The sequence below is a fragment of the Streptomyces sp. NPDC017202 genome (assembly GCF_044331705.1).
Classification (GTDB): Bacteria; Actinomycetota; Actinomycetes; order Streptomycetales; family Streptomycetaceae; genus Streptomyces.
The window spans coordinates 113,768-128,309 of record NZ_JBIRNP010000008.1; the positions used below are offsets into that span (position 1 = coordinate 113,768).

Sequence of the window (14,542 nt, forward strand, 5' to 3'; positions counted from 1 at the left end):
GCTCACGCCGCCGTTTCGGTCTCGGCGATCTCCGGGTGGTGCAGGTCGAACGCCGGCGACTCGGAGCGGATCCGCGGGAGCGAGGTGAAGTTGTGGCGCGGCGGCGGGCAGGAGGTCGCCCACTCCAGGGAGCGGCCGTAGCCCCACGGGTCGTCGACCTGGACCGGCTTGCCGTACCTGGCGGTCTTCCACACGTTGTAGAAGAACGGCAGGATCGACAGGCCGAGCAGGAACGAGCCGATCGTGGACAGGGTGTTGAGGGCGGTGAACCCGTCGGCGGCGAGGTAGTCGGCGTAGCGGCGCGGCATGCCCTCGGTGCCGAGCCAGTGCTGGATCAGGAAGGTGAGGTGGAAGCCGACCGTGAGGGTCCAGAAGGTGATCTTGCCGAGGCGCTCGTCGAGCATCTTGCCGGTGAACTTCGGCCACCAGAAGTGGAATCCGGCGAACATGGCGTACACGACCGTGCCGAACACCGTGTAGTGGAAGTGCGCCACCACGAAGTACGAGTCGGACAGGTGGAAGTCCATGGGCGGCGAGGCGAGGATGACGCCGGTCAGTCCGCCGAAGACGAACGTGATCAGGAAGCCCGTCGTCCACAGCATCGGCGTCTCGAAGGAGAGGCTGCCCTTCCACATCGTGCCGATCCAGTTGAAGAACTTCACCCCGGTGGGCACCGCGATCAGGAACGTCATGAAGGAGAAGAACGGCAGCAGCACACCGCCGGTGACGTACATGTGGTGCGCCCAGACCGTCACCGACAGGCCGGCGATGGCGATGGTGGCGCCGATCAGGCCCATGTACCCGAACATCGGCTTGCGCGCGAACACCGGTATCACCTCGGAGACGATCCCGAAGAACGGCAGCGCCAGGATGTACACCTCGGGGTGGCCGAAGAACCAGAACAGGTGCTGCCACAGCAGCGCGCCGCCGTTGGCCGCGTCGAAGATGTGGCTGCCGAACTTGCGGTCGCACTCCAGGGCGAACAGGGCCGCCGCCAGGACCGGGAAGACGAGCAGGATCAGCACGGCGGTCAGCAGCACGTTCCAGGTGAAGATCGGCATGCGGAACATGGTCATGCCGGGTGCGCGCATGCAGATGATGGTGGTGATGAAGTTGACCGCGCCCAGGATGGAGCCGAAGCCGGAGAGCGCGACGCCCATGATCCACATGTCGGATCCGACCCCGGGCGAGTGGACGGCGTCGGACAGCGGGGCGTACAGGAACCACCCGAAGTCGGCCGCGCCCTCGGGGGTGAGGAAGCCGAACGCCGCGATCGAGGACCCGAACAGGAACAGCCAGTAGGCCAGCATGTTCAGCCGGGGGAAGGCCACGTCCGGGGCGCCGATCTGCAACGGCATGATCCAGTTGGCGAAGCCGGTGAACAGCGGCATGGCGAACATCAGCAGCATGATCGAGCCGTGCATCGTGAACGCCTGGTTGAACTGCTCGTTCGACATGATCTGCAGCCCGGGGCGGGCGAGTTCGGCGCGCATCAGCAGGGCCATCACGCCGCCGACGACGAAGAACACGAACGCGGTGACCAGGTACATCGTCCCGATCTTCTTGTGGTCGGTGGTCGTCAGCCACTCCGCCCAGGACGGCCCGGCCGGCCGGGCCGCCGTCCGCACGGCCGGGCCGGCCTCGCGGGGCGCGGGACGCCTCGGTGCGTCTCCCGCGTGTGTCACCTGGTCCAACTGCGCCTCGTCCATCGGACGGCGTCCTCCCCATCTGTTCCTGTGGCTCAGGGGCCGGGAAGCACGCACGGGTCGCAGCGATGGCAGGGCGGGGCCCTGTGCACGGTGGATGGCGCGGCACTCCCGGCCGCTGCCACATGATCGCCGGAAGGGCCCCCCGCCCCACTAGGGTCGAACGGCCCCGGCATCGGTCCGCGCTTGGGCCCAACGGCCCTTCTCACCTCCCCGGGCCGGCCCGCACCGCCGGCCCGGCGAAGGCGCCGGTCAGTGGGCCGTCAGCCCGTGCGCGCGGAACTGGCCGCGGACCCGGTCGACCAGGGCCGCGTCGGGGACGGGGGTGTCCCGCAGCGGGAAGGGGATGCCCAGGGCGTCGTACTTGGCCGCCCCGAGCTTGTGGAAGGGCAGGACGTCGACCCGCTCGACGCTGTCGAGGCCGGACAGGAAGCGGGCCAGCCCGTCGACGGCCTCGGGGTCGTCGGTCCAGCCGGGGACCAGCACGTACCGGACCCACATCCGCTTGCCCAGCCGGTCGAGGCGGGTGGCGAAGTTGAGGGTGGGGGCCACCTCGCCGCCGGTCAGCTTCCGGTAGGTGGGGACGTCGAAGGACTTGACGTCCAGCAGCACCAGATCGACGTCGGCGAGCAGTTCGTCCGTCGCGCGGGCACCCAGGAACCCGGAGGTGTCCAGCGCCGTGTGCAGTCCGGCCTCCTTGCAGCGGCGCAGCACGGCGCCGGTCAGGGCGGGCTGGAGCAGGGGCTCCCCGCCGGTGAGGGTGACTCCGCCGCCGGCCGCGGTGAGGAACGCCCGGTACTTGTCGATCTCGGCCATCACCTCGTCGACGGTCGCCTCCCGCCCGTCCCGCATGTGCCAGGTGTCCGGGTTGGCGCAGTACAGGCAGCGCAGCGGGCAGCCGCTGACGAAGAGGACGAACCGGGTCCCGGGACCGTCCACGCCGGTGGACAGGTCCCAGGAGTGGATCCGGCCCTTGGTGCGGCCGACGGCGGTGCTCACAGCGATCCGTGGAAGGTGCGGCTGATCACGTCGAGCTGCTGCTCGCGCGTCAGGCGGACGAAGTTGACGGCGTATCCCGAGACCCGGATCGTCAGCTCCGGGTACTTCTCGGGGTGCGCCATCGCGTCCTCGAGCGTGGCCCGGTTCAGGACGTTGACGTTCATGTGGAACCCACCGGCGGACATGTAGCCGTCGAGGATGCCGACCAGGTGCCCGGCGCGCTCCTCGGGGACGTGCCCCAGCCCCTCCGGGGTGATCGTCGTCGTCAGCGAGATGCCGTCCCGCGCCGCCTCGTACGGCAGCTTGGCCACCGACAGGGCCGAGGCGGCCACGCCGTGCCGGTCCCGGCCGTTCATCGGGTTGGCGCCCGGTGCGAAGGGCTGTCCGGCCCGCCGGCCGTCGGGGGTGTTGCCGGTGTGCTTGCCGTAGACGACGTTGGAGGTGATGGTCAGGACCGACTGGGTGTGCTCGGCGTCGCGGTAGGTGGGGTGCTTGCGCACCTTCGCCATGAACGACTCCACCAGGTCGACGGCGAGGGCGTCGGCACGGTCGTCGTTGTTGCCGTAGGCCGGGAACTCGCCCTCGGTGCGGAAGTCCACGGCCAGCCCGGTGGCGTCCCGGACGACCTGCACCCGGGCGTGCTTCACGGCGGACAGGCTGTCGGCGGCGACCGAGAGGCCGGCGATGCCGCAGGCCATGAAGCGATGGACCGGATAGTCGTGGAGGGCCATCTCGATGCGCTCGTAGGCGTACTTGTCGTGCATGTAGTGGATGACGTTGAGCGCGTCGACGTAGGTCTGTGCCAGCCAGTCGAGGACCTTGTCGTAGGCCGCGGTCAGTTCCTCGTAGTCCAGGTACTCGCCGGTCAGCGGGGGCATCTCGGGGGTGATCTGGTCGCCGGTCATCTCGTCCCGGCCGCCGTTGACGGCGTACAGCAGCGCCTTGGCGAGGTTGACGCGGGCGCCGAAGAACTGCATCTGCTTACCCACCGCCATCGCGGAGACGCAGCAGGCGATCGCCGTGTCGTCGCCGGTGCGCGGGCGCATCAGCTCGTCCGACTCGTACTGGACGGCGCTGGTGTCGATGGAGACCTGCGCGCAGAACTCCTTGAAGCCCGCCGGCAGGCTCGGCGACCACAACACGGTCAGGTTCGGTTCGGGGGCGGGTCCGAGGTTGTACAGGGTCTGCAGGAAGCGGAAGGAGGTGCGGGTGACCAGGGGGCGGCCGTCCGCGCCGATGCCGCCGATCGACTCCGTGACCCACGTCGGGTCGCCGGAGAACAGGGCGTCGTACTCGGGGGTGCGCAGGAAGCGGACGATCCGCAGCTTGATGACGAAGTCGTCGATCAGCTCCTGGGCGCGTGCCTCGTCGAGGACGCCTTCGTCCAGGTCGCGCTGGAGGTAGACGTCCAGGAAGGTGGAGGTGCGCCCGAGCGACATCGCCGCGCCGTTCTGCTCCTTCACCGCCGCCAGGTAGCCGAGGTACAGCCACTGCACGGCCTCGTGCGCGGTGGCGGCCGGCCGGGAGACGTCGCAGCCGTAGGTGGCCGCCATGCGGGTCAGCTCGGTCAGCGCCCGGACCTGCTCGGCCAGTTCCTCGCGGTCCCGGATGACGTGTTCGCTCGACGGCCGGGCGTCGAGCCCCGCGCGTTCGGCGCGCTTGGCCTCGATCAGCCGGTCGGTGCCGTACAGCGCGACGCGCCGGTAGTCGCCGATGATGCGGCCGCGGCCGTACGCGTCGGGGAGCCCGGTGATGATGCCGACCCTGCGGGCCGCCTTCATGGCGGGGGTGTAGGCGTCGAAGACACCGTCGTTGTGGGTCTTGCGGTAGGTCCCGAAGACCTTGTCCACGAACGGGTCGGCCTCGTAGCCGTACGCCTTCAGACCGTTCTGCACCATGCGCAGGCCGCCGTTCGGCATGATCGCGCGCTTGAGCGGGGCGTCGGTCTGCAGGCCGACGATCAGCTCGCGGTCGCGGTCGATCCAGCCGGGGGCGTGCGAGGTGATCGTCGAGGGGGTCGCGGTGTCCACGTCGAGGATGCCGCGCTCACGCTCCTCGGGGAACAGCGCGCTGACCTTCTCCCAGACGGCCCGCGTACGGTCGGTGGGACCGGTCAGGAAGGCCGCGTCGCCCTCGTACGGGGTGTAGTTGGACTGGATGAAGTCGCGCACGTCGATGCGTTCGCGCCAGGTGCCGCCGCGGAACTCCCGCCAGGCGTCGGCGGTGCGGGGGCCGGCTGTCATCGTCGTGGTCATCACGGGTCCTCTCGGTGAGCCGTTGTCTCCCTGTCGATGTTGCTCGCCCCGGCCGGCGGCGGGCAGTGCCGGTCAGTGCACGCGCGGGTCCCGCCCGGCCCCGCTGTTCCGGGACCTTCGGCCCCCGCGCGGCCCGGCTCCGGCGGTGCCCTTCGTGCCGCCGCCGTTCCGGCCGGGGCGACGGCGGCTGCGGGCAGCGGTCCGCCGCCGGCCGCGGAGATCGCGGCCGGCGGCGGAGGGTCGGACGGTGCGGACCACCGGACCACCGGGCGCCGTACGGGGGCGCGGCGGGGGCCGGGTCCGGTCGTGGCGGGGGGGTCCGGTCGTGGCGGGGGGGTCCGGTCGTGGCGGGGATCGGGTCCGGCCGCGCGCGGTGGGGTCGGTCCGGTCGTGGCGGGCGTCGGCACGGTCCGGCGGCGGAGGCGGGCCGAGGACGGTGCCGGGCTCAGTCGTGCGGGACCACGGCGACGGGACAGGCCACGTGGTGCAGGGCGGCGTGCGCCACCGGCCCCGTGTGGGCGCCGAGGCGGTGGGCGCTCGCCCGGCGGCCCACCACGAGGAGCCCGGCGTGCCGCGCGGCGCGCACCAGCGCGACGGTGGCCCGCCCCTCGCTCACCGTCTCGGTCACGCGGACGGTGGGGTACTTCTCCCGCCAGGGGCGCAGCACGGCGGCCACGGCGCCCTCCTGGGCCGCCGGCGCCTCCGGGCCGGGCGCCGGTTCGGCGACGGCGGGCGCGGCGGTCTCCGCCGGGTCGAAGGCGGGGCGGTTCGGCACGCGGAAGGCGTGCACCACGCGCAGGCCGGTGCCGCGGCGGTGGGCGGCGTCGAAGGCGAACTCGACGAGTTCGTCGCAGGGGTGGCCGATGTCCAGTCCCAGGACGACCGGGCGGAAGGGGGTCTCGGGGATCTCCTCCGGTGCGATGCCGTCCACGGCCGGCAGGTGCTCGCCCGCCTCGCCCCGGCCCGCCCGCACCAGCACCACGGGCTTCGGGGACCGGGCGACCACGCGCTGGGACACCGATCCCGTCACGAACCCGCCCACGGCCCCGAGGCCCAGCGACCCGAGAACCAGCAGGTCGGTCTCGGCGGCGGTGGCGATCAGGGCGGCCACCGTGGCGTCGCACACGAGACGCTCGGTGATCCGCAGGCCGGGATGTGCCGCGCGCACGGCGGCGGCCGCCTCCCGCAGGACCTGTTCGGCCCACTGGTGCTCGGTGCGGTCCAGCGGTACGTCCGGTGCGGGTCGCGGGTGGCGGTGCCAGGCGTGCACGATCCTGAGCCCGGTGCCCCGGCGTCCGGCTTCCCGGGCCGCCCAGTGCGCGGCCGCGAGACCCGCGGGCGAGCCGTCGACCCCTACGGCGATGTCGTGAAGCATGACGCATCCCTCCCGGTCCGTGGGACCTGCTGACACCCCCAGCCTGCCCCAGGCGGAGGGCGACGGCCCCCGGGCCGAACAGCCCGGACACCGGCCCTTTGGGCCCTGAACGGGACGAGGCCCCCTCCGGGGCCGACCGGCCCCCGCGGGCGGGACCGCCGGCACCTCGCGGGCGGCGGCTCCCGGACCGACGCTGGAAGCATCACGTCCCCCATCCGAGGAGCACAGGGTCATGGCGCGTTACGTGTACGACTTCACCGAGGGCGGCCGTGACATGGCCGGCCTGCTCGGCGGCAAGGGAGCGAACCTCGCCGAGATGACCCGTCTCGGACTGCCGGTGCCCCCGGGGTTCACCATCACCACCGAGGCCTGCCGGGCCTTCCTTGACTCCGGCGGCGAGCCCGCGGGCATGTGGGAGGAGGTCTCCGCGCACCTGTCGGCCGTCGAGGCCGCCGCGGGCCGGCTGCTCGGCGGGCCGGACGATCCGCTGCTGCTGTCCGTCCGCTCGGGCGCCCGGTTCTCCATGCCCGGCATGATGGAGACGATCCTCGACATCGGTCTCGACGACGAGTCCGTCCTCGGTCTGGCCAAGGTCTCCGGCAGCGAGCGCTTCGCCTGGGACTCCTACCGCCGTCTCGTGCAGATGTTCGGCAGCACGGTCATGGGGGTCGACACCGCGCACTTCGAGCGGGCCATCGCCTCGCTGAAGGACGTGCGCGGGGTCCGGGACGACGTCCACCTGGACGCCGGCGACCTCACCCAGCTGGTGGAGACGTACAAGAACATCATCCACCGGGAGACCGGCGAGGACTTCCCGCAGTCCCCCGCCGAGCAACTGCGCCGCGCGATCCTGGCCGTCTTCGAGTCCTGGAACGGCGAACGCGCCCGCGTCTACCGGCGCCGCGAGCACATCGCCGACGACCTCGGCACCGCGGTCAACGTGCAGCGCATGGTGTTCGGCAACCTCGGTCCCGACTCCGGCAGCGGTGTCGCCTTCACCCGCGACCCGGCCACCGGACGCCCGGGCCTGTACGGCGACTACCTGTCCAACGCCCAGGGCGAGGACGTCGTCGCCGGCATCCGCAACACCGTCCCCCTCGACGAACTGGGCCGTCTGAACCCGGACGCGTTCGCGCGGCTGCGCGACCACATGGAAACGCTGGAGCGGCACTACCGGGACCTGTGCGACATCGAGTTCACCGTCGAGCGCGGCACGCTGTGGATGCTCCAGACCCGGGTGGGCAAGCGCACCGCGGAGGCCGCCTTCGCCATCGCCGCCGCACTGGCCGACGAGGGGCTCATCACCGCGGACGACGGCCTCGCCCGGGTGAACGGCGAGGGTCTCGCCCGGCTGATGTTCCCGCGCTTCGACGCCTCGGCGGGCGGTGAGCCGCTCGCCCACGGCATCCCGGCGTCGCCCGGTGCCGCGGTCGGCGCGGCGGTCTTCTCGTCCGCGGAGGCCGTACGGCGCGCCGCGGCCGGCGAGAAGGTGGTGCTCGTCCGGCAGGAGACCACCCCCGACGACCTGCCCGGCATGATCGCCGCCCAGGCGGTGCTCACCAGCCGCGGCGGCAAGACGAGCCACGCGGCCGTCGTCGCCCGCGGCATGGGGAAGGTCTGCGTGTGCGGCGCCGAGGAACTCTCCGTCGACCTCGAGGAGCGGCGCTTCACCACGCCCGACGGCACCGTCGTCGAGGAGGGCACGGTCGTCTCCGTGGACGGTTCCGCCGGAGCCGTGTACGCGGGCGCGGTGCCGCTGGTCGACTCGGCGGTCATGCGCTTCCTGGAGGACGGCCGTGCGGAGGGGCACGCGGCCGACGTGGTCGACGCGGTGGCCCGCGCCCTGGACCGGGCCGACGCCGTCCGGCGCCTGGAGGTGCGCGCCAACGCCGACACCCCCGAGGACGCCGCCCGCGCACGCCGGTTCGGCGCGCAGGGCATCGGCCTGTGCCGCACCGAGCACATGTTCCTCGGCGAGCGCCGCAAGCTGGTCGAGGAGATGATCCTGGCCCGCACGGAGGCCGAGCGCGAGCGGGCCCTGGCGGCTCTCCTGCCGCTCCAGCGGGAGGACTTCACCCGCATCCTGGAGGCGATGGACGGCCTGCCGGTCACCATCCGGCTGCTGGACCCGCCGCTGCACGAGTTCCTGCCGGACCACACCGAACTCGCCGTCCGCATCGCCGCCGTCGAGGCCCGCGGTGACCTGGCCGACGCGCACGACGTCGAACTGCTGACGGCGGTGAACCGCATGCACGAGGAGAACCCGATGCTCGGGCTGCGGGGTGTGCGCCTCGGCCTGGTGGTGCCCGGTCTGGTCGCCATGCAGGTGCGGGCGATCGGTGAGGCCGTCGCACGACGGGTGTCGGCCGGCGGCGACCCCCGGGCGGAGATCATGGTCCCGCTCGTGGGGGACGTCCGTGAGCTGCGGATCGTGCGCGAGGAGGTGCGGCGCGTGCTCGACGAGGTCTCCGCGACGTCGGGCGTCCGCGTCGACTGCCCGGTCGGCACGATGATCGAACTGCCCAGGGCGGCGCTGACGGCCGGCCTGATCGCCGAGGAGGCGGAGTTCTTCTCCTTCGGCACCAACGACCTGACCCAGACCACCTGGGGCTTCTCCCGGGACGACGTGGAGGCGGAGTTCTTCTCGGCCTACCTCGACAAGGGCGTCTTCCCCGTCTCCCCGTTCGAGACGCTCGACCGCGACGGCGTGGGCCGGCTGATCGGGATCGCCGTCGCCGAGGGCCGTGCCACCCGGCCCGGGCTGAAGATCGGGGTGTGCGGCGAGCACGGCGGGGACCCCGACTCGGTGCACTTCTTCCACGCCGCGGGCCTGGACTACGTCTCCTGCTCGCCCTTCCGGGTGCCGGTGGCGCGCCTGGAGGCCGGACGTGCGGCGCTGGAGGCGGCCGACGTCAGCGACAGCAGGTGAGCGGGACCCTCGGCCCCGGTACCGGGGTCGGCCGACCCTGGGACCGGGGCGCCGCGCGCAGCAGGCTTGAGGTGTACCGGAACGATCACGAGGAGCGGATCACATGACTGCCAAGGACACGGCCGCGGTCGAGGTCACCACCACCGTGCGGGTGCGCGCCGAGGGCGACGTGGACGAGGAGTCCCTCGCCTACCTGCGGGAGAAGGTGGGTGCCGCGCTCGACCGGCGCGGGCTCCCGGCCGCCAGCGGCGAGGTCCGCGTGGCCAGGGCCGTGGCCCACCACGTCGAGCTGCCCTGGACGGCCGCCGCCGAGATCCGGGTGGGGAACGAACTCGTGGTCGTCCACGCCCGCGAGGCGAGCGCCCGCGAACTCGCCGACCGGCTGCAGGACCGGCTGCGCGACGGAACCGAACGCGTCGCGCACCGCGGGGACGTGACCCGCAGGACGGCCACGCCGCCGCCGTGGCGCGGCGGCCCGCAGCAGTAGGGCCCGTGCCCGAACCGGCGGGGAGCGGGGGGCCGATGGGGCTGCCCGCTCCCCGCCCACGCCCGTGAGGAGAACCACCGTGACACACCGCACCGTCGGCGAAGTGATGACCAGGGACGTCGTCGAGGCACGCCGGACGACGCCGTTCAAGGAGGTCGTGCGGCTGCTCGACCACCACCGGATCAGCGGACTGCCGGTGATCGACGACGACGACAAGGTGCTCGGGGTGGTCTCCGGGACCGACCTGGTGCGCGCCCAGGCGCGCCGGTCCGGGGACGGCCGGGTCGGCGCCGTCACCGCCGCCGACCTGATGTCGAGTCCCGCGATCACCGTGCACCCCGAACAGAGCGTCCCGGACGCGGCCCGGCTGATGGAACGCCGTGGCGTCGAGCGGCTGCCCGTCGTGGACGAGGAGGACCGTCTGATCGGCATCGCCACCCGCCGGGATCTGCTCCGGGTCTTCCTGCGCACGGACGAGGACCTGAGCCGCCAGGTCGGCGAGGAGGTCGTCGGCAGGACCCTGGGACTGCCGCCCGACGCGGTCCTCGTCTCCGTCCGCGACGGCGTCGTCACCCTCGACGGCCGCGTGGAGGCGCGCAGCCAGGTCCCGGAGGCCGTGCGCGCGGCGTGGCGGCTCGAAGGCGTCGTGGGCGTGGTGAACGCGCTGACGTTCCGCGTCGACGACTGCGCGGCGCCGGCGGCGTCCGGATCCCCGGGACGCCGATGAGGCGTCCGCACCGAACGGGCCGACAGGCCCTGCGAGTTCGGGCCGGACGGTCTCGGACGGGGACCTTCGGCGACTGCGGCGGAACCCCGGTCCACAGCACAGTGGAGTCAGGAAGCGGCGCCGCCCACCGCGGTGTCGCTCCCGCTCCTGCCACCGCCGTGCTCGCACGGCGACCCTGAGCCGTGGGTCCACGGCACCCCTGACACTGGAGGCTCTTCCATGACCCGCCACGAATCCCGGACCAGGACCACGGTCGGCGCCGAGGCCCCCTCCGACACCATGGTCGCCGTGGACCGCCTGGTCACGGCCGGCCTCAAGGCGCTCGCCGACTACGAGAGCCTCACCCAGGAGCAGGTGGACCACATCGTGAAGAAGGCCTCGGTCGCCGCCCTGGACCAGCACACCGCGCTGGCCCGCCTGGCGGTGGAGGAGACCGGTCGGGGGGTCTTCGAGGACAAGGCGGCCAAGAACATGTTCGCCTGCGAGCACGTCACGCACAGCATGGGCCCCATGAAGACCGTCGGTGTCATCGCCCGTGACGACATCGAGGACATGGTCGAGATAGCCGAGCCGGTCGGTGTGGTGTGCGCGATCACGCCCGTCACCAACCCGACCTCCACCACGATCTTCAAGGCGCTGATGGCGCTCAAGACCCGCAACCCGGTCGTGTTCGCCTTCCACCCCTCCGCCCAGCGGTGCAGCGCCGAGGCGGCCCGGATCGTGCGCGACGCGGCCGTCGCCGCCGGCGCCCCCGAACACTGCGTGCAGTGGATCGAGGCGCCCTCGGTCGAGGCGACGAACACGCTGATGCGGCACCCGGGTGTCTCCCTGATCCTCGCCACCGGAGGCAACGCCATGGTCAAGGCCGCCTACTCGGCGGGCAAGCCGGCTCTGGGCGTGGGTGCGGGCAACGTCCCCGCCTACGTGCACAGGAGCGCCAAGCTGCGCCGGGCCGTCAACGACCTCGTGCTGTCGAAGTCCTTCGACAACGGCATGATCTGCGCCTCCGAGCAGGCCGTCATCCTGGACACCGGGATCTACGACGCGGCGCTGGCCGAGTTCCGCACCCTGCACGCCCACCTGGCCACCGCGGAGGAGAAGGCGAAGCTGGAGGCGTTCCTCTTCCCCGTCGACCACAAGGCGGGCGCCGGCTGCGAGCCCAAGGTCAACGCGGCGGCCGTCGGCCAGAGCCCGGCGTGGATCGCCGAGCAGGCCGGGTTCGCCGTGCCGGAGCACACCTCGCTGATCCTCGTGGAGGCCGGCCGGGTGGGACCGGACGAGCCGCTGACCCGGGAGAAGCTGTGCCCGGTGCTGGCGGTGCTGCGCGCCGAGGACGAGCGCCACGGCTTCGACCTGGCCGCCGACATGGTCGCGTTCCACGGCCAGGGCCACAGCGCCGTCGTCCACACCGAGGACCGCGCCGTGGCGGAGGCCTACGGCATGCGCATGAAGACCGTGCGGGTCATCGTCAACGCCCCGTCCTCCCAGGGCGCGATCGGCGGCATCTACAACGGCCTGCTGCCGTCGCTGACGCTCGGCTGCGGCTCGTGGGGCAGCACGTCGGTGTCGAACAACGTCTCCGCCGCCCAGCTGCTCAACGTCAAGCGGGTGTCCACGCGCCGCAACAACCTGCAGTGGTTCAAGGTCCCGCCGAAGATCTACTTCGAGCCGCAGGCCATCCGCTACCTCACCTCCATGCCGGACGTGCACCGCGTCACGATCGTCACCGACGCGACCATGACCCGTCTCGGCTTCGTCGACCGGATCACCGGCGTCCTGCAGCGGCGCCGCGAACCGGTCACCCTCCAGATCATCGACAACGTCGAGCCCGAACCCAGCATCGACTCCGTGCGGCGCGGCGCCCGCCTGATGGAGGACTTCCGCCCGGACACGATCATCGCGCTCGGCGGCGGTTCGCCCATGGACGCGGCGAAGGTGATGTGGCTGCTGTACGAGCAGCCGGACATCGACTTCGCCGACATGCGGCAGAAGTTCTCCGACATCCGCAAGCGCGCCTTCCGCTTCCCGACGCTCGGCAGGCTCGCCCGCCTGGTGTGCGTGCCGACCACCTCGGGGACCGGCGCCGAGGTCACGCCGTTCGCCGTCATCTCCGACCCGGCGACCGGCAAGAAGTACCCGCTGGCCGACTACGCGCTCACCCCCAGCGTGGCCATCGTCGATCCGCTGCTCACCACCGCGCTGCCGCCGGCCCTGGCCGCCGACAGCGGCTTCGACGCCCTCACCCACGCCATCGAGGCGTACGTCTCCGTCTACGCCAACGACTTCACCGACGGCCTGGCGCTGCACGCGATCCGTCTGATCTTCGACAACATCGGGGCCGCGGTGAACGACCGGGCCGCCTCGCCCGAGGCGCGGGAGAAGATGCACAACGCCGGCACCATCGCCGGAATGGCCTTCGGCAACGCCTTCCTGGGCATCGTCCACGCCATGTCCCACACGCTGGGCGCCACCTTCCACATCGCCCACGGCCGCACCAACGCGGTCCTGCTGCCGCACGTCATCCGCTACAACGGCAGTGTCCCGACCAAGCTGACCGGCTGGCCCAAGTACGAGAACTACCGGGCCCCCGAACGCTTCCAGGACATCGCGCGCGCCCTGGGCCTGCCCGCCGCGACCCCCGCCGAGGGGGTGGAGTCCCTCGCCGTGGCCGTCGAGCGGCTGCGCGGGACCGTCGGCATCGAGCCGACGTTCCAGGCCCTCGGTGTCGACGAGAAGGCCTTCACCGAGGCGCTGCCCCAGCAGGCGCTCAACGCCTACGAGGACCAGTGCGCGCCCGCCAACCCCCGCATGCCGATGCTGGACGACATGCAGGATCTCATGCGCGCGGCCTACTACGGCTGAGCGCGGTCGCCGGGCGGCGAGCACGGGAGAGCCGGCCGGGCCGGGGTCACCGGACCCCGGCCCGGCCGGCTTCGGCGCACCGCGGCGCCCGCGCGGACGGTGAAGGTGGCGCGGACAGTGAAGGCGGCGGCGACGCGACGAAGGGCCGGGCGAGACCTCCGAGAGGTCTCGCCCGGCCCTTCGTCCTCCGCCGGGCGGTACGGCGCCGTCAGCCGAGCACGTCGGTGACGGGACGCCGCGGCAGGGACCGCACGCAGGGCGGGTGGCCGAGGCGGAGGACCATCTGCGGGTACTGACCCGCGGTGAGCGTCTGCCGGATCCGCTTGCGCAGGTGCGGCACTTCGAGGGGCTGCGTGTGGAAGGCCGCCATGACGCCGTGGGCGGCCGCCTGCAGCAGCATCCGCTCCAGTGCCTGACCGGCCCGCAGCCAGGCGGCCAGGTCGTCGCGGTCGGTGCCGAGCAGCACCACCAGTCCGGTCCGGGCCGGCCACCGCCGGGGCGGCGTGGGGAACATGCCGGTCAGGCCCGCGTAGTCCCGGCCGGCGAGCGTGGTGCAGTCCGGGTGCAGGACGCCGACGTCGGCCGGGACCCCGTCGTCGCGGGGCCGGGCGAGCCGCCAGGTCCATCCGGCCTGCTCGGCCGCGAGCCTCGCGTCGGTGCGGTGGGCGTCCTCGCCGGCCCGGACCAGTTCGGCCAGCCGCCGGCGGTCCGCGCTGTCGTCGACGACGTGCAGCTCGGCGCCCTCGCGACGGACCTGCTCGCGCAACTCCTCCAGGAGGCCCGCAGGCGGCGCCTGCGGCAGGAAGGGCCCGTGTGCGGTGTGCCGTCTGCCCAGGGCGGCGTACAGACGCTGCTCCTCGGGGGTCGGCCGGGTGTAGGCACCCCAGCCGACCGTGGCGAGGTGGGCGAGGTCCTGCGGGTCGGGGAAGGTGTCGACGAGGGGCCGGAATCCCAGGTGCAGCATGGCGAGCCGGATGTTGAGCAGGGCCGCCCCGCAGCCGAGGACCATCTCCCGTCCCAGGGGATCGGCCAGGGGCAGTCCCCGCTCCGCGACCGCGTGCAGTTCGATGCCCCTGTCCCCGTGCGCCACGAAGCGCCAGGGCTGGGTGTTGTGGAGCGAGGGCGCGGTGATGGCCGCGCGGGCCAGATAGGCGGAGGCGTGACCGGGGCATGCGCTGACGACGGACATGAACGGTGCCGCC

Annotated in this window: 9 protein-coding genes; 4 read left to right on the forward strand and 5 right to left on the reverse strand. The window is 72.6% G+C overall.

The features are described 5' to 3' along the window. Positions 1 to 2: 2 nt before the first annotated feature. The 4 genes from ctaD to ACH4N1_RS17805 all read right to left on the reverse strand — a co-directional run bounded on the left by ctaD (position 3) and on the right by ACH4N1_RS17805 (position 6,335). Positions 3 to 1,709 (reverse strand): cytochrome c oxidase subunit I, encoded by a 1,707-nt coding sequence (gene ctaD, locus ACH4N1_RS17790; RefSeq protein ID WP_398098081.1) that lies wholly within the window; start codon positions 1,707 to 1,709, stop codon positions 3 to 5. A 249-nt stretch (positions 1,710 to 1,958) separates the two neighbouring features. Next, positions 1,959 to 2,705 (reverse strand): pyruvate formate-lyase-activating protein, encoded by a 747-nt coding sequence (gene pflA, locus ACH4N1_RS17795; RefSeq protein ID WP_398098082.1) that lies wholly within the window; start codon positions 2,703 to 2,705, stop codon positions 1,959 to 1,961. Then, positions 2,702 to 4,960 (reverse strand): formate C-acetyltransferase, encoded by a 2,259-nt coding sequence (pflB, locus tag ACH4N1_RS17800; RefSeq protein ID WP_398098083.1) that lies wholly within the window; start codon positions 4,958 to 4,960, stop codon positions 2,702 to 2,704. The genes pflA and pflB overlap by 4 nt, the downstream gene beginning before the upstream one ends. 445 nt (positions 4,961 to 5,405) lie before the next feature. Beyond that, positions 5,406 to 6,335 (reverse strand): universal stress protein, encoded by a 930-nt coding sequence (locus ACH4N1_RS17805; protein ID WP_398098085.1) that lies wholly within the window; start codon positions 6,333 to 6,335, stop codon positions 5,406 to 5,408. A gap of 232 nt (positions 6,336 to 6,567) precedes the next feature. Between ACH4N1_RS17805 and ppdK the strand changes: the two genes are divergently transcribed. From ppdK to adhE, 4 genes are all read left to right on the forward strand, one after another. Then, complete coding sequence (gene ppdK / locus ACH4N1_RS17810; RefSeq protein ID WP_398098087.1) at positions 6,568 to 9,264, forward strand: pyruvate, phosphate dikinase; 2,697 nt, start codon at positions 6,568 to 6,570, stop codon at positions 9,262 to 9,264. A gap of 103 nt (positions 9,265 to 9,367) precedes the next feature. Then, on the forward strand, positions 9,368 to 9,751 hold the full coding sequence (locus ACH4N1_RS17815; protein ID WP_398098089.1) for a hypothetical protein: 384 nt from the start codon (positions 9,368 to 9,370) through the stop codon (positions 9,749 to 9,751). Between the two features lie 79 nt (positions 9,752 to 9,830). Next, positions 9,831 to 10,478, forward strand: coding sequence for a CBS domain-containing protein (locus ACH4N1_RS17820; protein ID WP_398098090.1), 648 nt, complete (start codon positions 9,831 to 9,833; stop codon positions 10,476 to 10,478). A gap of 219 nt (positions 10,479 to 10,697) precedes the next feature. Further along, positions 10,698 to 13,340, forward strand: coding sequence for a bifunctional acetaldehyde-CoA/alcohol dehydrogenase (gene adhE, locus ACH4N1_RS17825; RefSeq protein ID WP_398098092.1), 2,643 nt, complete (start codon positions 10,698 to 10,700; stop codon positions 13,338 to 13,340). A 208-nt stretch (positions 13,341 to 13,548) separates the two neighbouring features. On the opposite strand, the gene ACH4N1_RS17830 is transcribed toward adhE, so the two are convergent. Continuing rightward, positions 13,549 to 14,529: an Acg family FMN-binding oxidoreductase gene (locus ACH4N1_RS17830; RefSeq protein ID WP_398098093.1), complete on the reverse strand. Its 981-nt coding sequence runs from the start codon at positions 14,527 to 14,529 to the stop codon at positions 13,549 to 13,551. Positions 14,530 to 14,542: the final 13 nt, after the last annotated feature.